The organism is Streptococcus jiangnanensis (genome assembly GCF_040888325.1).
Lineage (GTDB): Bacteria > Bacillota > Bacilli > Lactobacillales > Streptococcaceae > Streptococcus > Streptococcus jiangnanensis.
Map to the genome: position 1 here is coordinate 561060 of NZ_JBFNFF010000001.1, position 22274 is coordinate 583333.

The window sequence follows — 22274 nt, forward strand, 5'->3', positions numbered from 1 at the left end:
AATGCTATGAAAATACTGAAAAAATGGTTTCTTGGCATTCTTAGTTTCATTCTTTTGTTTTTACTCGCTACATTCATCTTTCACCGTATCAGTTTGGAAAAGGAAGAAGCCTCACTATCACCTATGGGACAACAAGTTCTTGTCAATGGACATCAAATAAATATTTACGTTGAAGGGGATGGACCTGAGACTATAGTAGTTCTCTCAGGTGCTGGTATTGCTTCTCCCATATTGGACTTTAAAAATGTATCGGAATCCTTATCGAAACGATATAAGGTAGTCATCGTGGAGCGAGCGGGATATGGTTATAGTGATGATAGCAATCATTCAAGAGATGTGATGGAAGTTTTGTCTGAGACTCGTCAAGCACTTTCACAAGCAAATGTAACAGGTCCTTTTATCATTCTGTCTCATTCCATAGCGAGTCTTGAGAGTCTGGCTTGGCAGGAGAAATATCCTAATGAAGTGAAAGCCTTGATTGGTTTAGATTGGGCACTGCCGTCAAGTTATGAGAATTTAAAGGATAATCAGGCCTTGCTTACGTTGGCCTATTGGAGCAGTAAGATTGGGTTATTACGTTATTTCCCTGAGTCCTTTTATATAAAAAATCAAACTCTGATCGAAAGTGAACGAAAACAATATAAACTTCTAGCTTATAAGCAGTTGATGTCACAAGCTATGTTTCATGAATCCCAAACGGTAAAGGAAAATGCCAAGAAAGTTACTTCAAACATTAATCCGAAAATTCCGGCCTTACTAATGGTTTCTAATGGTGATGGTACTAGTTTTAGCCAATCAGAATGGCAACGTTATGCAGAGAGATTTGCAAGCGACCAGTCTAATGTTCAAGTCGTTTATATGGATGCTCCTCATGACCTCTATCATTATCAAAGCGATGCTATTGTTTCTCGCATTAAAGAATTTTTAGAGAATAATTGAGAGGTTATAAATCTATTTGGATTGATGCCAATAATTAAATGCTGAAGAATTAACAGTAGAATCGTGAATTTTTTCGATTAAAAAAATTCTTTTTCTTACCCAAAATCCTGCCCATTGGGCAGGTTTTTTTGATGTTTTAAGGAAAATATCAAACCAGAATTTTTGATTAAAACTATTATTTTAAGAGTGAAATTTCTAATTTTATAATCTACAGGCAAACGCTTGCATTCCGTTTTTTATTGGACTATAATAGTTTGGTATAAGGCCTTCTGTAATAATAAAATGTAGAGGGTTTAGAAGGTAAGGATTTAGAATTTTTGTAGTCAAAAATACAATGTTGCTATTCCTTGCGACAGGGAGATAGATATGGCAATGATAGAAGTGGAACATCTTCAGAAAAATTTTGTGAAGACAGTAAAGGAACCTGGATTAAAGGGGGCTTTGCGCTCCTTTATTCATCCTGAAAAGCAGACTTTTGAAGCGGTCAAGGATTTGACCTTCGAGGTACCAAAGGGCCAGATTTTAGGCTTTATCGGGGCCAATGGTGCTGGGAAGTCGACAACCATCAAAATGCTGACAGGAATTTTAAAACCGACATCTGGTTTTTGTCGGATTAACGGCAAGATTCCACAGGACAATCGTCAAGACTATGTCAAGGATATCGGGGTTGTCTTTGGACAACGCACCCAGCTATGGTGGGATTTGGCACTGCAAGAGACCTATACGGTCTTGAAAGAGATATACGATGTGCCAGACTCGCTCTTTCATAAACGCATGGATTTTTTGAATGAAGTCTTGGATTTGAAGGAATTTATCAAGGATCCTGTGCGAACTCTTTCACTGGGGCAACGGATGAGGGCGGACATTGCGGCTTCCTTGCTTCACAATCCCAAGGTTCTCTTTTTAGATGAGCCGACCATTGGTTTGGATGTTTCGGTCAAGGACAATATTCGTCGGGCAATTACTCAGATCAATCAAGAGGAAGAAACAACCATTCTCTTGACCACTCACGACCTGAGCGACATTGAGCAACTCTGTGATCGAATTTTTATGATTGATAAGGGGCAAGAGATTTTTGATGGAACGGTTAGCCAGCTCAAGGAAACCTTTGGCAAGATGAAGACTCTTTCCTTTGAACTGCTACCAGGGCAAAGTCATCTTGTCTCTCACTATGAAGGCTCTTCGGATATGACCATTGATAGACAAGGAAACAGCCTCAATATTGAATTCGACAGTTCCCGCTACCAGTCGGCTGATATTATCAAGCAAACCCTGTCTGATTTTGAAATCCGCGATTTGAAGATGGTGGATACGGATATTGAGGATATTATCCGTCGCTTCTATCGTAAGGAGCTCTAAGATGGTCAAATTGTGGAGACGTTATAAACCCTTTATCAATGCAGGGATTCAGGAGTTGATTAGCTATCGAGTCAACTTTATTCTCTATCGGATTGGTGATGTCATGGGAGCTTTTGTGGCTTTCTATCTCTGGAAGGCGGTCTTTGATTCCTCGCAAGAGTCTTTGATTCAGGGCTTTAGCATGGCAGATATCACCCTTTACATCATCATGAGTTTTGTGACTAATCTTTTGACCAGGTCAGATAGCTCCTTTATGATTGGGGAGGAGGTCAAGGATGGTTCCATTATCATGCGTTTGTTGCGACCAGTGCATTTTGCGGCTTCTTACCTCTTTACAGAGCTTGGATCCAAGTGGTTGATTTTTATCTCTGTTGGACTGCCATTTTTAAGTGTCATTGTCTTGATGAAAATTTTATCTGGGCAAGGAATTGTAGAAGTACTGGGATTAACCATCCTTTATCTCTTTAGCTTAACCCTAGCCTACCTGATCAATTTTTTCTTTAATATCTGCTTTGGATTTTCAGCCTTTGTCTTTAAAAATCTATGGGGTTCCAATCTACTCAAGACTTCTATAGTGGCCTTTATGTCTGGAAGTCTGATTCCCTTGGCTTTCTTTCCAAAGATTGTTTCTGATATTTTGTCCTTCTTGCCTTTTTCATCTTTGATTTATACTCCAGTTATGATCATTGTTGGGAAATACGATGCCAGTCAGATTCTTCAGGCGCTTTTGCTACAGTTCTTCTGGCTCATAGTGATGGTGGGCTTGTCTCAGTTGATATGGAAACGAGTCCAGTCCTTTATCACTATTCAAGGAGGTTAGTATGAAAAAATATCAACGCATGCATTTGATTTTTATCAGACAATACATCAAGCAAATCATGGAATACAAGGTCGATTTTGTGGTGGGCGTGTTAGGAGTTTTTCTGACTCAAGGCCTGAACCTCTTGTTTCTCAATGTGCTCTTTCAACACATTCCTTCCTTAGAAGGCTGGACTTTTCAAGAAATCGCCTTTATCTATGGATTTTCCTTAATTCCCAAGGGACTAGATCATCTCTTTTTTGACAATCTCTGGGCTCTGGGGCAACGTTTGGTGCGAAAAGGAGAGTTTGACAAGTACCTGACGCGTCCTATCAATCCTCTCTTTCACATCTTGGTTGAGACCTTTCAGATTGATGCCTTGGGCGAACTATTGGTCGGTGGAATTTTACTAGCGACAACAGTATCAAGCATTGCTTGGACTCTTCCAAAATTCCTGATTTTTCTAGTCTGCATTCCTTTTGCGACCTTAATCTATACTTCCTTGAAAATCGCGACTGCCAGTATCGCTTTTTGGACCAAGCAGTCAGGCGCCATGATTTACATTTTTTATATGTTTAATGACTTTGCCAAGTATCCGATTTCCATTTATAATTCGCTTCTTCGTTGGTTGATTAGCTTTATCGTGCCTTTCGCCTTTACGGCCTACTATCCTGCCAGCTATTTCTTGCAGGACAAAGACGGGCTCTTTAACATTGGTGGGTTGATGTTGATTTCCCTTGTTTTCTTTGTTATTTCTTTAAAACTCTGGGATAGGGGCTTGGATGCCTACGAAAGTGCGGGTTCGTAAGAGATAAGATAGGATGAGAGTTAAAAATTAAATATGTTACAAACAACCGTTGAAAATTATAGCGGTTGTTTTTGCATGTTTATTAAGGCATAAATTCTATCCATACCCCTTTTTGCGATTTTGGTAGTTATTCCAGTTAATTGCTACTATTTTTGATGGTGTGAATGTGCTGATAATGTATCCCAGTTAACTACGAAAGTTTTGGGTTTATATTTTTTAATGTACATTAAAAAAAAAATTAATGCGTGTTAATTTTTCTTGACTTAAAATTTTTTAATTGATATACTATTTTTCAGAGAGCTAACAATTATATATAAATGTACTACTCTATCCCACTAGATAATACGTCATAAAACTTTTTATAACAAAGGCTAGCAAGGTTAAAGTTTTCTATCTATTGGGTTTAAAATAAAAAATGAAGGAATTATAATGAAAAAAAGTACGGTATTGTCATTAACTACTGCTGCAGTTATTTTAGCAGCATATGCCCCCAATGAGGTAATTTTAGCAGATGCACCTAGTTCTGAAGATGCTTTAAGAATTTCTGATAAAGAAAAAGTAGTAGCAGATGCACCTAGTTCTGAAGATGCTTTAAAAATTTCTGGTAAAGAAAAAGTAGTAGCAGATAAAGAAACAGAAAAAAATGAACAATCTGAAGAACTTCATAATGTTATAGAAACTTCAAAGGATACTGAGGAGAAGAAGACAACAGTTATTGAGGAAAAAGAAGTTGTTAGTAGAAAGCCTAAGATAGACAAAAAAACTAGTAACGAAGGAGCAAGTATCAAAGAAGACTCCAATCAATCCAAAGGAGATGATGCGAACTCATTTGTAAATAAAGATACAGAAAATCCTAAAAAAGAAGATAAACTTGTCTATATTGCTGAATTTAAAGATAAAGAATCTGGAGAAAAAGTAATTAAGGAACTATCCAATCTTGAGGATACAAAAGTTTTATATACCTATAATACGATTTTTAATGGCGCTGCCATTGAAACAACTCCAGATAATTTGGACAAAATTAAACAAATGGAAGGTGTTTCGTCGGTTGAACGATCACAAAAAGTCCAACCAATGATGAATCATGCCAGAAAGGAAATTGGAGTTGAGGAAGCTATTGATTACCTAAAGTCTATTAATGCTCCATTTGGGAAAAATTTTGATGGTAGAGGTATGGTCATTTCAAATATCGATACTGGAACAGATTATAGGCATAAGGCTATGAGGATCGATGATGATGCCAAAGACTCAATGAAATTTAAAAAAGAAGATTTAAAAGGCACTGATAAAAATTATTGGTTGAGTGATAAAATCCCTCATGCGTTCAATTATTATAATGGTGGTAAAATCACTGTAGAAAAATATGATGATGGTAGGGATTATTTTGACCCACATGGGATGCATATTGCAGGGATTCTTGCTGGAAATGATACTGAAAAAGATATCAAGAACTTTAATGGCATAGATGGAATTGCGCCTAATGCACAAATTTTCTCTTATAAAATGTACTCTGACGCAGGATCTGGGTTCGCGGGTGATGAAACAATGTTTCATGCTATTGAAGATTCGATCAAACACAATGTCGATGTTGTTTCGGTATCATCTGGCTTTACGGGAACAGGTCTTGTAGGCGAGAAATATTGGGAGGCTATTAGAGCATTAAGAAAAGCTGGAATCCCAATGGTTGTTGCTACAGGTAATTTTGCGACTTCTGCTTCAAGTTCTTCTTGGGATTTAGTAGCCAATAATAATCTGAAAATGACAGATACTGGAAATGTAACACGAACTGCCGCACATGAAGATGCGATAGCGGTCGCTTCTGCTAAAAATCAAACCATTGAGTTTGATAAGGTTAACATTGGAGGACAAAGTTTTAAATACAGAAATATAGGAGCTTTTTTCGATAAAAATAAAATCCTAACAAATGAGGATGGGTCAAAAACTCCAAATAAATTAAAATTTGTATATATAGGCAAAGGTCAAGACAAAGATTTGATAGGCTTGGATCTTAAGGGCAAAATTGCAGTAATGGATAGAATTTATACCAAGGATTTAAAAGATGCTTTTAAAAGAGCAACGGATAAAGGCGCACGTGCCATTATGGTTGTAAATACTGTAAATTACTACAATAGAGATAATTGGACAGACCTTCCAGCTATGGGATATGAAGCGGATGAAGGGACTACTAGTCAAGTATTTTCAATTTCAGGAGATGATGGTGTAAAATTATGGAACATGATTAACCCTGATAAAAAAACTGAAGTCAAAAGAAATAATAAGGAAGATTTTAAAGATAACTTAGAACAATACTATCCAATTGATATGGAAAGCTATAATTCTAATAAACCGAATGTAGGTGATGAAAAAGAAATTGACTTTAAATTTGCAGCTGACACAGACAAAGAACTTTATAAAGAAGATATTATAGTCCCAGCAGGGTCTACATCTTGGGGGCCAAGAACAGACTTGCTTTTAAAACCGGATGTTTCAGCACCTGGTAAAAATATTAAATCCACTCTAAATGTTATCAATGGTAAATCCACTTATGGTTATATGTCAGGAACTAGTATGGCAACTCCAATCGTAGCAGCTTCTACTGTTTTGATTCGACCAAAATTAAAGGAATTGCTTGAAAGACCTGTCTTGAAAAATCTTAAGGGAGATGACAAAATAGACCTTACAAGTCTTACAAAAATAGCTCTACAAAATACTGCAAGACCTATGATGGATGCAACCTCTTGGAAAGAAAAGAGTCAATACTTTGCATCACCTAGACAGCAGGGAGCGGGGCTAATTAATGTTGCCAACGCTTTGAGAAATGAAGTTGTAGCAACTTTCAAAAATACAGATTCTAAAGGTTTGGTAAATTCATATGGTTCCATTTCTCTTAAAGAAATAAAAGGTGATAAAAAATACTTTACAATTAAGCTTCACAATACCTCAAACAGACCTTTAACCTTTAAAGTTTCTGCATCAACTGTAACTACAGATGCTCTAACTGATAGGCTAAAACTCGATGAAACATATAAAGATGAAAAATCTCCGGACGGGAAGCAAATTGTTCCAGAAATTCACCCAGAAAAAGTCAAAGGAGCAAATATCACATTTGAGCATGATACTTTCACTATAGGTCCAAATTCCAGCTTTGATTTAAATGCGGTTATAAATGTTGGAGAAGCTAAAAACAAAAATAAATTTGTAGAATCATTTATTCATTTTGAGTCAGTGGAAGAAATGGAAGCTCTAAACTCCAACGGTAAGAAAAGAAACTTCCAACCTTCTTTGTCGATGCCTCTAATGGGATTTGCTGGGAATTGGAACCACGAACCAATCCTTGATAAATGGGCCTGGGAAGAAGGATCAAAATCAAAAGCAATGGAAGGTTATGATGATGATGGTAAACCAAAAATTCCAGGTACCTTAAATAAGGGGATTGGTGGAGAACATGGTATAGATAAATTTAATCCAGCAGGAGTTATCCAAAATAGAAAAGATAAAAATACAACATCCCTAGATCAAAATCCAGAATTATTTGCTTTCAATAACGAAGGAATCAACGCACCTTCATCAAGTGGCTCTAATATTGCTAAAATCTATCCTTTAGATTCAAATGGAAATCCTCAAGATGCTCAACTTGAGAGAGGATTAACGCCTTCTCCACTTGTATTAAGAAGTGCAGAAGAAGGGGTGATTTCAATAGTAAATACAAATAAAGAAGGAGAAAATCAAAAAGACTTAAAAGTCATTTCGAGAGAACACTTTATTAAAGGAATTTTAAACTCTAAAAGAAATGATGCAAAGGGCATTAAATCTTCTAAGCTAAAAGTTTGGGGTGACTTGAAATGGGATGGACTCATTTATAACCCTAGAGGTAGAGAAGAAAATGCCCCAGAAAGTAATGACAAAAAAGATCCTGCTACTAAGATACGAGGACAATTTGAACCGATTGCGGAAGGCCAATATTTCTATAAATTTAAATATAGATTAACCAAGGATTACCCATGGCAGGTTTCCTATATTCCTGTAAAAATTGATAACACCCCTCCAAAGATTGTTTCAATTGATTTTTCAAACCCTGGAAAAATTAAGTTAATTACAAAGGATACTTATCACAAGGTCAAAGAGCAATATAAGAATGAAACGCTATTTGCGAGAGATCAAAAAGAACATCCTGAAAAATTTGACGAGATTGCCAACGAAGTTTGGTATGCTGGGGCCGCTCTTGTTAATGAAGATGGAGAGGTTGAGAAAAATCTTGAAGTCACTTATGCAGGTGAGGGTCAAGGACGAAATAGAAAACTTGACAAAGACGGAAATACCATTTATGAAATTAAAGGTGCAGGAGATTTAAGAGGAAAAATCATTGAAGTGATTGCATTAGACGGTTCTAGCAATTTCACAAAGATTCATAGAATTAAATTTGCTGATCATGCTGATAAAAATGGGATGATTTCCTATTATCTAGTAGATCCTGATCAAGATTCATCTAAATACCAAAAGCTTGGCGAGATTTCCGAATCTAAATTTAAAAATTTAGAAAATAGAAAAGAGGATAGTCTTAAAAAAGATACAACTGAAGTAGAACATCATCAAGAAAATGAAGAGGCTACCGAAGAAAAATCTAGCTTGACTATTCATAAAACAATTTCAACAATTAGAGACTTTGAAAGCAAAGATTTAAAGAAACTCATTAAAAAGAAATTTAGAGAAGTTGATGACTTTACAAGTGAAACTGGTAAGAGAATAGAGGAATACGATTATAAATACGATGATAAGGGAAATATCATTGCTTATGACGATGGTAGTGCCTTAGAATATGAAACTGAAAAACTTGATGAAATCAAATCAAAAATTTATGGCATTCTAAACCCATCTAAAGATGGACACTTTGAAATTCTTGGAAAGATCAGTAATGTTTCTAAAAATGCCAAGGTATACTATGGAAATAACTATAAATCGATAGAAATCAAAACGACCAAGTATGATTCCCATTCAAAAACGATGACATTTGATTTATACGCTAATATTAATGATATTGTGGATGGATTAGCTTTTGCAGGAGATATGAGGTTTTTTGTCAAAGATGATGGTCAGATAAAAGCTGAAACTAAAATTAGAATGCCTGAAAAAAATAAGGAAACTAAAGCAGAATATCCGTATGCATCAAGTTATGGGAATGTAATAGAATTAGGAGAAGGAGATCTTTCAAAAAATAAACCAAATAATTTAACGGACATGGAATCTGGTAAAATCTATTCTGATTCAGAAAAACAACAATATCTATTAAAGGATAACATCATTCTGAGAAAAGGCTATGCACTAAAAGTGACTACCTATAATCCTGGAAAAACGGATATGTTAGAAGGGAATGGAGTCTATAACAAGGAAGATATAGCAAAAATCCAAAAGGCCAATCCTAATCTAAGAGTTTTATCAGAAACAACAATTTATGCTGATAGTAGAAATGTTGAAGATGGAAGAAGTACTCAATCAGTATTAATGTCGGCTTTGGACGGCTTTAACATTGTAAGGTATCAAGTGTTTACATTTAAAATGAATGATAAAGGGGAGGCAATCGATAACGATGGAAATCTTGTGACAGATCCTTCTAAACTTGTATTATTTGGTAAGGATGGTAAAGAGTACACAGGAGAGGATAAGTCCAATGTAGAAGCTATAAAAGAAGATGGCTCTACGTTATTTATTGATGCAAAACCAGTAAATCTTTCAATGGACAAGAACTACTTTAATCCATCTAAAACTAATAAAATTTATGTACGAAATCCAGAATTTTATTTAAGAGGTAAGATTTCTGATAAGGGTGGTTTTAACTGGGAGTTGAGAGTTAATGAATCGGTTGTAGATAATTATTTAATCTACGGAGATTTACACATTGATAACACTAGAGATTTTAACATTAAGCTTAATGTTAAAGACGGTGACATCATGGACTGGGGGATGAAAGACTATAAAGCAAACGGATTCCCAGATAAGGTAACAGATATGGATGGAAATGTTTATCTTCAAACTGGCTATAGCGATTTGAATGCGAAAGCGGTTGGAGTACATTATCAATTTTTATATGATAATGTCAAACCAGAAGTAAAGATTGATCCAAAAGGAAATACTAGTATCGAATATGCTAATGGAAAATCTGTAGTCTTTAACATCAATGATAAAAGAAATAATGGATTCGATGGTGAGATTCAAGAACAACATATTTATGTTAATGGAAAAGAATACAAATCATTTGATGATATTAAACAACTAACAGATAAGACACTAAACATTAAGATTGTTGTAAAAGATTTCGCAAGAAATACAACCGTAAAAGAATTCATTTTAAACAAAGATACGGGAGAGGTAAGCGAATTAAAACCTCATACGGTGACTGTGACAATTCAAAATGGAAAAGAAATGAGTTCAACGATAGTGTCGGAAGAAGATTTTATGTTACCTGTCTATATGGGTGAATTAGAAAAAGGATACCAATTTGATGGTTGGGAAATTTCTGGTTTCGAAGGGAAAAAAGACGCTGGCTATGTTCTTAATCTATCAAAAGATACCTTTATAAAACCTGTATTCAAGAAAATAGAGGAGAAAAAGGAGGAGGAAAATAAACCTACTTTTGATGTATCGAAAAAGAAAGAAAAAACACAATCTAATTCAACTAATGATGTCAACAGTATTGTTTCTGATGAAAATGATAAAAACTTTGAAATTAACAAGAACATTTATCTAAATGAACAAGGAAACTTAACTAATAAAAATACCAACATCAATAGTAAATCAACTAGTAACAATCCTAATGAGTTGCCAAAAACCGGAACAGCAAGCGGAGCCCAGACACTATTAGCTGCCGGAATCATGTTTATAGTAGGAGCTTTTCTTGGATTGAAGAGAAAAAATAAAGATTAAGACAAAAGCTATAGAAAAAATGGTTTATGTACTGAGATTAGATAGTGAGGTGATGACATAGTTTTGTGAAAGTATTGATTTATAAATATATTATTTAGATTTCTATGAAAATGGGAGATTTAATAGAGATATATGTAAAAGCCTTGTCTCAGGACAGGCTTTTTCTAATGGAGATAAAAATTTCTTGACATCTATTCTCAGAGTGCTATACTAAAAGGGTAATCGCCGATTTAGCTCAGTTGGTAGAGCAACGCACTCGTAACGCGTAGGTCACAGGTTCAAGCCCTGCAATCGGCAGAATCAAGAAGTCCAAACGGGCTTCTTTTTTTGTAAATATAGGAAAGGTGGAACGTTTGAGATAGGTTCTATTTAACGTCAGAAACTCCTACTTATAAATTAAAACTAAAATTTATATTTTGTGGTATAATATATTTTAATAAGCACTTGTTTTCGTTCCGTTTTAGAGGACTATAGGCTGTTAATTATTCTAGAAATTTTTGCTTTGATTTTTTTAAAAAGTCATAAAAGTTCATGGATAGTAACGAATGAAGTCTCGCAAACTTGGCTGAATATAAATCAAAAAGGAGAAAATTATGAATAAGAAAGAACGGGAAAGACAATTTGAAGAGATTAACGGACGTAAGCGGTCAGAATCAAAGTTGACTCCAAATAAAAAAATAAAAATCTATATTGGCATAGCACTCGCTGTTTTAGTCACTCTTATCTTGGTAAGTATTTTCTCATATTTTCTGATTGTAAAGAAAGAGTCAAATCAAGCAACGTCTGCTGTTTCAACTACAGAGTCAACAAGTCAAGCTTCTACAAGCCAAGGAAAAACGGATGAGACTGATAAGGATAAACAAGAGGAAATTCAGAAACTCAAGGATCAACTGACTGCTTTAGATACCAAAATTACGGAAGCAGAAGCACTTGTTAGCAAGTTGAAGAAAGAAACTGCTGTTCCAAAATTAGATATTGAAGCAATCAAGAACAATGACTTGTCTAGTTTAGAAGGTACTTGGCGTAGTCAATCTGGTAATGAATACATTATTAATGATTCTGGAGAAGTACGTGCGACTTGGTTTACAAATGATCAAAAGTACGAATCTCTAGTTGGATTAAAGGTATCAAAAGGACAAGATAGTCGTAACCCTGAGACAGCGTCTATCAGTGCATGGGTAAAAGATTCTGTTGCTGGAGGATTTGTAGTAGTAGCTGTGCCAAGTGGAGTTGTTATGCAACCTGCTGATGACGGAAAGATTACGGATAAAAGCAACCATGCTGAGGAAAGACTACTTTCTGGGCAAGAGTATGGAGCGATGTTAATGAAACCAGAAAATGTTTATTATCGTGTGAAACCAGATACCAGTAAACTTGAGGAAGCAGAAAAGAACTTAGCTCAATTGCAAGCAGATCGTGAATCAATCAAATCTTCTCTAGAGTCAAAGGAAAAGAAAAACTAGATGGTATTCGTTCAAAAATACTGTTACAATCGGCAAAATCAAGAAGCTCTAATGGGCTTCTTTTTCTTTTGTTACAAATACTCAACCACTTAGACAGAGATATTGACCAGATAGGCAAAAGGGCTTGTTCTTGAAAAAATCCTCTGCTATAATGGTTCATGTAAGGGACGTGAGGGGTCAGTATCAGACAACTCAAGTCAATAAAAAAGAAAATGGAGACAAAAAAATGAAAAAATTATTGGGACTTGTATTTTTAGTAGCAGCAGCGCTAGTATTGTATTTCGGATCTGTTGGATGGCCAAGTTTGGATGTCAACCTCTGGTCACTCATTCCGGTAGGATTGTTCCTCTATTTCATGCTAGAAAACTTTTTGAAAAAAGACTACAAGACTAGCTTGATGTGCTTGATCATTGCCTTTATCATTGCAAATGCTATTTTTGATCTCTTGCCAATTTCAAGTGGTTTGGTGATTGGTGCCGGTGTGCTAGCTTGTGTAGGACTTGGCTACCTCTTTCCTGATAAGGATAAAAAAGAAGATAAATAAAAAGTCTCGAGATTTCTCGAGACTTTTTTTACTGACCAGCGTAATATTTTTGGATCCCTTTCACAATACCTGCGACCAGTTTATCTTGGTAGCGGCTATCTCTGATTTGTTGGTTTTCGGAGAAATTATCCATATATCCAAGCTCTAGGAGGACAGCTGGTTTGGCTGTTTCGCGTAGGACGGCATAGCTACTCTCCAACAGGCCAGCATCCTTGGCCCCTGTTTCTGCTAGAAGAGAGGAGTGGATGGCAGCGGCGAGGCGTTTGCTTTCACTCATACGATCTGGGTGATTGTGCCAGTATTTATTAATCTTACTTGGATAATCAGGTTCATCGCTATAGGAGTAGGTTTGAATACCGCTCGCTTTTGAGTAGGTATTACCAGTAGCGTTGAAGTGAATACTGATAAAAATATCAGAGTTGGTCTTATTAACCATACGAGAACGTTCGGTAACAAAATCAACGTCAATATCACTATCACGAGAAGTGAGGACCTTGTAGCCTAGTTCTTCTAACTTAGTACGAAGCTTACGGTAAATCTGCATGTTGAGATCTTTTTCAGCTACATTGTAGTAAAAGGCACCTGAATCTCGACCACCATGCCCAGGATCTAGGAAAATGGTATTGCTGTATAGGCCTTTTGTAAATCCGCCTTCAGTTGAAACTTCAGAAATCCATTGGCCGTATTTTTGGAACAGGTGTTCCTTACCGTCTATCTTGTAAGTTCCTGAAACATAATGTCCATTATCATCTAGGTAGTAGCGTGCTTTGTCAGAGTTATCGTAAATCCATTCGCTCTTTGCCATGTAACCACCTGACTTGAGGTAGTATGCTCCAATCCACTCCTGATTTGCATAACGGCCATCCGCTTTTAGATAGAACCAGCTCTTGTAGGTTTTATCGAAGATCCACTCATTCTCCGCCATGGCTCCACTGGTTTTAAGGTAGTAGCTTTCTTTCCATTTGTCTGCTAGCATTCCACCATTCTGGTCAAATGAGTACCAGGAACCTTGAATCTTTTGCCAGTTGTCTTGAATATATCTCCCTGACCCGTTCGCATAGAACCAAGTATCCTTGATTTTGACCCAGTTGTTTTCTGCCATAGCTCCACTCTGGTTGAAGAGGTAGCCCTTGAAGGTTGTCGCACTCAGCATTCCACCGTCTTTGTCAAAGTAATACCAAGAACCGTTGACTTTCTCCCATTTATCCTGCGAGATCTTTCCAGAAGGAGCGACATAGTACCAAATTTGGTCTAATTTAGTCCAACCCTTTTCTGCCATAGCTCCGCTTTTTGTGAGAAGATAGCCGTCAACGGCAGTGTTGCTGAGCATACTTCCAATTTGGTCAAAATAGTACCAAGAGCCGTTAATTTTTTTCCAAGTGTTCTGAGCAAGTCGTCCAGAGGAATCAGCATAATACCATTGATTGTCCAGTTTGGTCCAGCTATTTTCTATCATGACACCATCTTGGTCAAAGGCATAGCCTTTGTAGACAGTAGAATGAAGACGATTACCATCTTGATCGAAGTAGTACCATTTGCCTTGGATTTGTTTCCAGTTCAAAGCAGGTTTATCATCTTGGTAAAAACGCCAGTGGTGATTTTCTTGGTACCATCCTTCTTTTTTGGGCTTGTCTTCTTGCACATTTACTTTCGGAAGAACTTCTGATTTAGAGTTTTCCTCAACACTCGATTCCTTCTTTTCTTCTTTGGCAATTGCTTCCTTGACAGCAGATGTGGATTGAGTAGTGTTTTCTTCTCCTAAGACGGATGCGGGTGCTAATCCTGCGATTGAAAGGATTAAAGCACTGGTCAGTAGTATCTTTTTCACTTTTTATTTCCTAACTTTTTCTTTTCTCTTTTTCATTTTTCCTATTAATTATCGAATTGAACTTCTTCTAGTAAGTATTCGATAAAGCGTTCGCCCATCTTAGACAGGCTGGTTTTTTCATGCTGGATATAGACTAGTTCAATCGGGTCGTCAATGTCCAGTGGAATGGAAACGATATTGTCTCCGTTGAGGTTGCTGTTCAATATCCCTGTTGCAATGGTGTAACCATCCAAACCAATCAAAAGATTAAAGAGGGTGGCACGGTCACTGACTACGATGGATTTCTTGTGGTGCTCTTGTGAAAGAATCTCCTCTGAAAAGTAGAAGGAGTTGTGCGTCCCTTGGTCATAACTCAGATAAGGGAAGTCTTCCAAATCAGCCAGTTTGACCTTGTCCTTTTTAGCTAGAGGGTTGGTCTTGCTGACAAAGATATGGGGTTGGGCTGTGAAGAGGTGGTGCGCTAGCAGGTGATTGTCATCTAGCATTTTCGTTAAAACATCGCGGTTGTAGCTGTTTAAAAAGAGGACACCGACCTCGCTACGGAAGTTCTTGACGTCATCGATAATCTCCCAAGTCCGAGTTTCACGAAGGAAGAGCTCGTATTTCTCCATATCACTTTTCTTGAGCAGAGAGACAAAGGCATTGACTACAAAGGCATAGTGCTGAGAGGAAACGCTGAAAAGTTCGCGGTGGGCGATAGGATTTTTATAGCGTTCTTCCAGAAGCTGAGTTTGCTCAACGACCTGACGGGCATAGGAGAGAAACTCCATCCCATCACGGGTTAAGGTAATGCCCTTGGGATTGCGGATAAAGATTTCAATACCCATTTCATTTTCCAAGTCTCGAACAGCATTAGAGAGACTGGGTTGGGTGATAAAGAGCTGCTTGGCTGCCTCATTCATAGAGCCAGTTTCGACAATTTTGATAATATAGTGTAATTGTTGAATTCTCATGCTTTTATTGTACCACACTTGGTGAAGAATGAGCAAAGAAGATGAAAGGAAGAGAGGAAAGCCCCAAACTGGTATTGAAAAAAAGTCTAAAATCTGTTAGAATGAAAGCTATGAAAACATTCTATGATGTGCAGCAATTTCTCAAACAGTTTGGCATTATTGTTTACATGGGGAAGCGCTTGTATGATATTGAACTGATGAAGCTCGAACTCTCTCGGATCTATGATGCAGGTCTGATGGACAAGCTAGACTATCTAGAGGCGGAAGCTGTTCTTCGTAGAGAGCACAAGATAGAATTAGACTACATAGAGAAAAATGGAGATAAGAACTTATGACAATTTGGATTGTTTGGGGAATCGTACTAGCGATGGCGGCATGGATGGGTTATAACTACCTTCGTATTCGTCGTGCGGCTAAGATTGTGGATAATGCAGAATTTGAAGCCTTGATTCGAAAAGGGCAATTGATTGATGTCCGTGAACCAGCAGAATTTCACAGAAAACATATCCTCGGAGCTCGCAATATTCCTTCAAATCAGTTGAAGTCAAGCCTTGCAGCCCTTCGTAAGGATAAACCTGTCCTTCTCTACGAAAACCAACGCGGACAACGAGTGACCAATGCAGCACTTTATTTGAAGAAACAAGGTTTCTCTGAGATTTATATCCTTTCTTATGGATTGGATTCTTGGATTGGGAAGGTCAAGACTAGCTAAGATTCTGTAAAAAACTGTCGAATGATAGATAAAGCTAGCATTTTATGGTATCATCATTTATATTAAATTTAAGGAGATTTTGTAATATGAATTCACAACAAAAGAAAAAACCTTCACTTATTTTAGGTATCTTATCTATCGTCCTTGGTTTGCTATCGCCAATAGTGGGTCTGATTTTGGGGATCATAGGATTGGTCTTGGCTTTTTCATACCAAAAAGAATCTGGACTAGACTATAAAACAGAAAAAATTCTCAATATCGTAGGACTTGTAATTTCTGTACTTAACTGGATTGCAGCCATCGCATTAGTTTTTAGATAAGTAAAAACAAAAAAAGCTTTAAACATAAAGCTTTTTTCTTTTATCCACTTTTCTCTAAGTAGTTTTTAATGATTTCCGATTCCTCTGGATTCAAGGGGCGGAATTGCCCTTCTGCTAGTTCTGGGTCTAATGTAAAGTCACCGAAATGGACTCGTTTTAGGGCAGTCACCTTGACACCGACTGAGAGGAACATTTTTTTGATCTGATGAAACTTCCCTTCTGAGATGGTGATGGAGGCATGGCTCTCTGATGGGCTTGAGGACAGAATTTCAAGCTGAGCTGGTTTACAAGTGGTCCCATCTAAAAAGACAATCCCATCTTTGAATTTTTGGATATGGTCTGACGTGAGCGGTCCGTTGACTTCCACTTGATAAGATTTATCAACATGGTACTGGGGATGAAGGAGTTGAAAACCAAGAGGTCCATTGTCTGTCAAAAGGAGCAGTCCCGTCGTATCGCGGTCTAGTCTGCCGATAGCATAGAGCTGGTCAGACTGGATGTCAGGTGGAAGGAGGTCCATGACGGTTGGAAGTTTCTTATCCTTGCTAGCTGTAACGACTCCATTTGGCTTATGAAGCATGAGGTAGGTGTGCTCGTAGCCTTGGATTTGCCGTCCTTGAAAGACTAGTTTTTGCAATCCTGTATCAACATTTTGGGCGAGGGAGCGAGCTGGATAATCATCCACTAGGATTTCTTTTTTTAACAGAGCCTGTTTCATAGCCTTGCGACTGACCATTTCTTGGGCTAATAATCTATCTAAACGCATACCAGCTTATCATATCATAAGTCTCTGACTTTGAAAAGAGTTGCCTTGACTAGAAAAGCAGAGTGAAAACATTTACACTTAGCTGAACTGTGATTTTTGAATGAGACTGTGGTATAATTGTTCAGTTAGAAATAAAAATTTAAATATTAGAGGAAATCATGACAAAATTAAGAGAAGATATCCGTAACATTGCGATTATCGCCCACGTTGACCACGGGAAAACAACCCTCGTTGACGAATTGTTGAAACAATCAGAAACGCTTGATGCACGTACTGAATTGGCAGAGCGCGCTATGGACTCAAACGATATCGAAAAAGAGCGTGGGATTACCATCCTTGCGAAAAATACAGCCGTTGCTTACAACGGAACTCGTATCAACATCATGGACACACCTGGACACGCGGACTTCGGTGGAGAAGTTGAGCGTATCATGAAGATGGTTGATGGTGTTGTCTTGGTCGTAGATGCCTACGAAGGAACCATGCCACAGACTCGTTTCGTATTGAAAAAAGCCTTGGAACAAGACCTTGTTCCAATCGTGGTTGTCAACAAAATCGATAAACCATCAGCTCGTCCAGCAGAAGTAGTGGACGAAGTCTTGGAACTTTTCATTGAGCTTGGTGCAGATGATGACCAGCTTGACTTCCCAGTGGTGTATGCTTCAGCTATCAACGGAACATCTTCATTGTCAGATGATCCAGCTGATCAAGAAAAAACAATGGCACCAATCTTTGATACCATTATCGACCATATCCCTGCTCCAGTGGACAACTCAGATGAACCTTTGCAGTTCCAAGTCTCACTTTTGGACTACAATGACTTCGTAGGTCGTATCGGTATCGGTCGTGTCTTCCGTGGTAGTGTGAAAGTTGGGGACCAAGTTACCCTTTCTAAACTAGATGGTACAACGAAGAACTTCCGTGTTACAAAACTCTTCGGTTTCTTTGGCTTGGAACGTCGTGAAATCCAAGAAGCTAAAGCAGGTGACTTGATTGCTGTTTCTGGTATGGAAGATATCTTTGTTGGTGAGACGATTACACCGACAGATGCCATTGAACCTCTTCCAATCCTACACATCGATGAGCCAACTCTTCAAATGACCTTCTTGGTCAACAACTCACCATTTGCAGGTCGTGAAGGAAAATGGGTGACTTCTCGTAAGGTGGAAGAACGCTTACAGGCAGAATTGCAAACAGACGTATCCCTTCGTGTTGACCCAACGGACTCACCAGATAAGTGGACTGTTTCAGGTCGTGGAGAATTGCACTTGTCCATCCTGATCGAAACTATGCGTCGTGAGGGTTATGAACTTCAAGTATCTCGTCCAGAAGTTATCGTAAAAGAGATTGATGGAGTTAAATGTGAGCCATTTGAACGTGTTCAAATCGATACTCCAGAAGAATACCAAGGATCTGTTATCCAAAGCCTTTCTGAACGTAAGGGTGAAATGTTGGATATGATTTCAACTGGTAATGGTCAAACTCGTTTGGTCTTCCTTGTTCCAGCGCGTGGTTTGATCGGATACTCAACTGAGTTCTTGTCAATGACTCGTGGTTACGGTATCATGAACCATACCTTTGACCAATACTTGCCATTGATTCCAGGTGAAATTGGTGGACGTCACCGTGGTGCCCTCGTTTCTATCGATGCTGGTAAGGCTACAACATACTCTATCATGTCTATCGAAGAACGTGGTACAATCTTTGTCAACCCAGGTACTGAGGTTTACGAAGGAATGATCATTGGTGAAAACTCTCGTGAAAACGACTTGACTGTTAATATCACCAAGGCCAAACAAATGACCAACGTTCGTTCTGCAACCAAGGACCAAACAGCGGTTATCAAGACACCTCGTATCTTGACCCTTGAAGAGTCTCTTGAGTTCTTGAACGACGATGAGTACATGGAAGTAACGCCTGAGTCAATCCGTTTGCGTAAGCAAATCCTCAACAAGGCAGAGCGTGAGAAAGCCAACAAAAAGAAAAAATCAGCTGAATAAGAGCTAGAAAGAGATAAAGATGGTCTATTTAATCATAGGGATACTCTTATTACTACTCTATGTATTTGCGACACCCCAAAGTATCAAAGGAACAGTCAACATCGTTATCTTGGTCTTTGTAGTTGTTGCACTCTTGATTTTGCTGATGTTGTCCATCTTGCAAATCTTCCAATTACCGACAGAATTCTTTGTCACAATAGCCATGCTGGCCCTTGCCTACTTTAGCTTGAGAGACATTACGCTCATGCCTGAAAAAAAGGGTAAAAGAAGATAAAAGAAAGAGAGCTGCGGCTCTCTTTTTTAGACTTAGACAGATAAAATTGTTAAAATATTTTTGTAAAAGTTATTGACAAACTATGATAAAAATGATACCATAAACACAAAAGAAAACGTTTTCAAAAATTAGGGTAGGAGGAGGTTTTAATTATCGTCTTGTCACTCTGGGTGTGCTTGAATCGAAAGGAAAAATAAAATGAAAACGAAAAAACATAGATTACTCGCTCTAGCTCTTATTTCAAGCTTTACATTAATGGGAGCCGTATCAGCTGCTGTACAATATCCAGATGGAGGAGTATGGACATACGGAGAAGGCTCAGGAGGAGGATGGGCTTTTTCAAATTACTACCATGGTAAAAAATACCATTATTCATCCGTCGTGAGCAGATGGAATAGTGATTCTGATAAAGGAGAAGCTCCTGCTGGAAAAACCTCCTACGCATGGATCTGGACCGAATGGGGAGAAAAAGTAGCATTTTACTATGATTATAAGTAATCGTTCTTTGATTTAAATCGTTCCCCTTGTAGCTCGTACAAGGGGAATCATTCTTTTATAAGGAGTCTACTATGAAGAAACTATTTATTTGCTTGTCTACTATTTTTCTCAGTTGCTTCTTCATTTGGATTATTATCTTACGTGCCCCTCAGTATCTCTATACTAGTTATGACTCCGTTACCTTGCTACGTGTTAAAAATGGGGCACAAGAGCCGACTCGTGAGGAGTTTGAGCGAGAGTTGGAGAAGTTTGCAAGCTCGGAGCAGAGTTTGATTGCCAGACGGATAGTAGAGCCGAGTAAGGATGGAAGGACCAACTTCACCTATGCGACTTATGGTCAGGGAGGCTTGCCAAAAGAGTTTCAAGCGGCTAGCCAAGAAAGCCGAGAACGGAGCGATCCTCTCAATAGTTACCTTCTCTTGTCTGGTTCATTGACCAAGGAAAAATTAGCTGCAAAATTAGATGATTTAGGTTATAAAGCGATTGCAGACCGCAAAACTCCTCCGTATCGTCTAGCTTTTTGGATTGCTTTAAATCCGTTGTTGTTGATTAGTTTAGCTATATTTGGATTAGCTTTCTTTGCCATGGTGATTATCACTCGGATTAAGGAGATGCGGGCTGCAGGGATCCAGCTCTTTTCAGGACAGACCCTCTTGTCCATCATAGGAAGCGCCTTATACGATGATGTCAAGTGGCTTTGCTTAGCTGGGGTTTTATCCCTTATAGTGGGAGGTGCTGTCCTCCTCGGACAAGGGCTCTTTTATCCCGTTCTTTTAGCAGCCTTTAGTATCGGAGTGGGGCTTTATCTTCTCTTTTTATTGGGAATTTCGCTAGTACTGAGCCTGCTCTACTTGATGAGCTTGAGCTACAAGGCTTTGGTTCCTGTGTTAAAAGGACGTTTGCCCCTCAAACGCTTGATGACCTTGACCTTGTTATGTCAGTTGGTTGCTGTCTTTACAGTAGGTTATGCAGTCAAGACTGGCTTGACTTCTTACCAGCGTTTACAGGAACTCCAACTATCCAAGCAAGCTTGGGAAGACCGAGCAGATTATTATCAAATTTCTTTTGGCTTAGGTGATAGAGTAGAAGATACAGAAAATCAGAGCAAGTGGTATGCCTTTGCCAAGGAAGCAATCGAAGAAGAACAAGCTCTTTATGTAAAGGATAATCTGCTCCATTTTGCCAATCCAAAAGGAAAAAATGAACAGGGAGAGACACTGGATACCTATAGTCCAGATGCTAATACGCTCTATGTTAGTCCTAGTTATTTGGAGAAGGAAAAGGTCGTGGTAGATGCTGAGACCAAACAGAAGTTAGCCCATCTCCAAAAAGGTGAGTTTGTCCTCTTGCTCCCAGAACATTTGCGCTCTCAAGAAGCAGAACTAAAAAAAATCTTTGAAGAAAGCATGAGTTATTATGGAAAATCTGGTGAGGAGGCAAGTGCTCCTTTGGATTATGAGATGAAAGCGCACGTTAGTTATCTTTCAATGGGAGAAAAGCGATTTGTTTATAATAACGGTGAGAACCCCGTATCCACTCAGTATTTGACGGATCCGATTTTAGTGGTATTCACGCCGACTTCTACAGGTGATAGTTTTACATCCTTATCTAGTTGGTCTATCAATGCTGGTAAGAATATCTTTGTCAAAGGATATGAAGATGGGATTAAACTCTTGAAAAATGCAGGAATTTATGATCAAGTATCCTACCTCAAGGAGGGACGAAGTGTTTACCTCGCACGTTACTATGAGGTTCAAACACAAACTCTAACCCTTATTTTAGGAGCTATTATTGGAATCGCGAGTTCTTTGCTTCTCTTTTATTCTGTGAATCTTCTTTATTTTGAACAATTCCGTCGTGAGATTTTGATTAAACGAATTTCTGGTTTGAGATTTTTTGAAACGCACGCTCAGTATATGATTAGTCAATTTGCTAGTTTTGTATTCGGTGCGAGTCTCTTTATTTGGCGTAGTCGGGATGTGGTGATTGGATTGGTAACTTTATCGATCTTCCTCGTTAGTGCTATACTGACTCTCTACCGTCAAGCACAGAAAGAATCTCGTGTTTCTATGACCATTATGAAAGGAAAATAG

General features: G+C 38.0%; 17 protein-coding genes and 1 tRNA gene. 15 read left to right on the forward strand and 3 right to left on the reverse strand.

From position 1 onward, the window contains the following. Positions 1 to 6 precede the first annotated feature (6 nt). The 8 genes from AB2B49_RS02570 to AB2B49_RS02605 all read left to right on the forward strand — a co-directional run bounded on the left by AB2B49_RS02570 (position 7) and on the right by AB2B49_RS02605 (position 12830). Positions 7 to 939 (forward strand): alpha/beta fold hydrolase, encoded by a 933-nt coding sequence (locus tag AB2B49_RS02570; RefSeq protein ID WP_049505224.1) that lies wholly within the window; start codon positions 7 to 9, stop codon positions 937 to 939. A gap of 366 nt (positions 940 to 1305) precedes the next feature. Next, a complete protein-coding gene (locus AB2B49_RS02575; protein ID WP_070569110.1) occupies positions 1306 to 2298 on the forward strand; it encodes an ABC transporter ATP-binding protein in 993 nt (330 codons plus the stop codon). Between the two features lies 1 nt (position 2299). Beyond that, positions 2300 to 3118: an ABC transporter permease gene (locus AB2B49_RS02580; protein WP_070569106.1), complete on the forward strand. Its 819-nt coding sequence runs from the start codon at positions 2300 to 2302 to the stop codon at positions 3116 to 3118. Between the two features lies 1 nt (position 3119). Beyond that, positions 3120 to 3905 (forward strand): ABC transporter permease, encoded by a 786-nt coding sequence (locus tag AB2B49_RS02585; RefSeq protein WP_049520929.1) that lies wholly within the window; start codon positions 3120 to 3122, stop codon positions 3903 to 3905. A gap of 429 nt (positions 3906 to 4334) precedes the next feature. After that, positions 4335 to 10823, forward strand: coding sequence for a S8 family peptidase (locus tag AB2B49_RS02590; protein WP_042902555.1), 6489 nt, complete (start codon positions 4335 to 4337; stop codon positions 10821 to 10823). 224 nt (positions 10824 to 11047) lie between these two features. After that, positions 11048 to 11120, forward strand: a tRNA-Thr gene (locus AB2B49_RS02595). Positions 11121 to 11416: 296 nt separating this feature from the next. Continuing rightward, positions 11417 to 12286 (forward strand): DUF6287 domain-containing protein, encoded by an 870-nt coding sequence (locus AB2B49_RS02600; protein ID WP_320691889.1) that lies wholly within the window; start codon positions 11417 to 11419, stop codon positions 12284 to 12286. A gap of 226 nt (positions 12287 to 12512) precedes the next feature. Continuing rightward, complete coding sequence (locus tag AB2B49_RS02605) at positions 12513 to 12830, forward strand: LiaF transmembrane domain-containing protein (protein WP_070569104.1); 318 nt, start codon at positions 12513 to 12515, stop codon at positions 12828 to 12830. 28 nt (positions 12831 to 12858) lie between these two features. On the opposite strand, the gene AB2B49_RS02610 is transcribed toward AB2B49_RS02605, so the two are convergent. Continuing rightward, positions 12859 to 14658, reverse strand: coding sequence for an N-acetylmuramoyl-L-alanine amidase (locus AB2B49_RS02610; protein ID WP_320691890.1), 1800 nt, complete (start codon positions 14656 to 14658; stop codon positions 12859 to 12861). A gap of 44 nt (positions 14659 to 14702) precedes the next feature. Next, complete coding sequence (locus tag AB2B49_RS02615; RefSeq protein WP_001222578.1) at positions 14703 to 15611, reverse strand: LysR family transcriptional regulator; 909 nt, start codon at positions 15609 to 15611, stop codon at positions 14703 to 14705. 41 nt (positions 15612 to 15652) lie between these two features. Between AB2B49_RS02615 and AB2B49_RS02620 the strand changes: the two genes are divergently transcribed. The 3 genes from AB2B49_RS02620 to AB2B49_RS02630 all read left to right on the forward strand — a co-directional run bounded on the left by AB2B49_RS02620 (position 15653) and on the right by AB2B49_RS02630 (position 16643). Beyond that, positions 15653 to 15946: a YqgQ family protein gene (locus tag AB2B49_RS02620; protein WP_049477930.1), complete on the forward strand. Its 294-nt coding sequence runs from the start codon at positions 15653 to 15655 to the stop codon at positions 15944 to 15946. Further along, positions 15943 to 16323, forward strand: coding sequence for a rhodanese-like domain-containing protein (locus tag AB2B49_RS02625; protein WP_000158120.1), 381 nt, complete (start codon positions 15943 to 15945; stop codon positions 16321 to 16323). The genes AB2B49_RS02620 and AB2B49_RS02625 overlap by 4 nt, the downstream gene beginning before the upstream one ends. A gap of 86 nt (positions 16324 to 16409) precedes the next feature. Beyond that, on the forward strand, positions 16410 to 16643 hold the full coding sequence (locus AB2B49_RS02630; RefSeq protein WP_070569094.1) for a hypothetical protein: 234 nt from the start codon (positions 16410 to 16412) through the stop codon (positions 16641 to 16643). Between the two features lie 40 nt (positions 16644 to 16683). Here AB2B49_RS02630 and AB2B49_RS02635 read toward each other — a convergent pair whose 3' ends face one another. After that, positions 16684 to 17409 (reverse strand): 16S rRNA pseudouridine(516) synthase, encoded by a 726-nt coding sequence (locus AB2B49_RS02635; protein WP_320691891.1) that lies wholly within the window; start codon positions 17407 to 17409, stop codon positions 16684 to 16686. A 158-nt stretch (positions 17410 to 17567) separates the two neighbouring features. Between AB2B49_RS02635 and typA the strand changes: the two genes are divergently transcribed. The 4 genes from typA (at position 17568) to AB2B49_RS02655 (ending at position 22274) form a co-directional block, all read left to right on the forward strand. Then, positions 17568 to 19409: a translational GTPase TypA gene (gene typA / locus AB2B49_RS02640; protein WP_000164116.1), complete on the forward strand. Its 1842-nt coding sequence runs from the start codon at positions 17568 to 17570 to the stop codon at positions 19407 to 19409. 19 nt (positions 19410 to 19428) lie between these two features. Beyond that, positions 19429 to 19683 carry a DUF3165 family protein gene (locus tag AB2B49_RS02645; protein WP_045590746.1) on the forward strand — a complete coding sequence of 85 codons (255 nt, stop codon included), beginning with the start codon at positions 19429 to 19431 and terminating at the stop codon, positions 19681 to 19683. A 198-nt stretch (positions 19684 to 19881) separates the two neighbouring features. Beyond that, positions 19882 to 20181, forward strand: coding sequence for a lactococcin 972 family bacteriocin (locus AB2B49_RS02650; protein ID WP_125854025.1), 300 nt, complete (start codon positions 19882 to 19884; stop codon positions 20179 to 20181). A 71-nt stretch (positions 20182 to 20252) separates the two neighbouring features. Continuing rightward, complete coding sequence (locus AB2B49_RS02655) at positions 20253 to 22274, forward strand: bacteriocin-associated integral membrane family protein (RefSeq protein ID WP_049485371.1); 2022 nt, start codon at positions 20253 to 20255, stop codon at positions 22272 to 22274.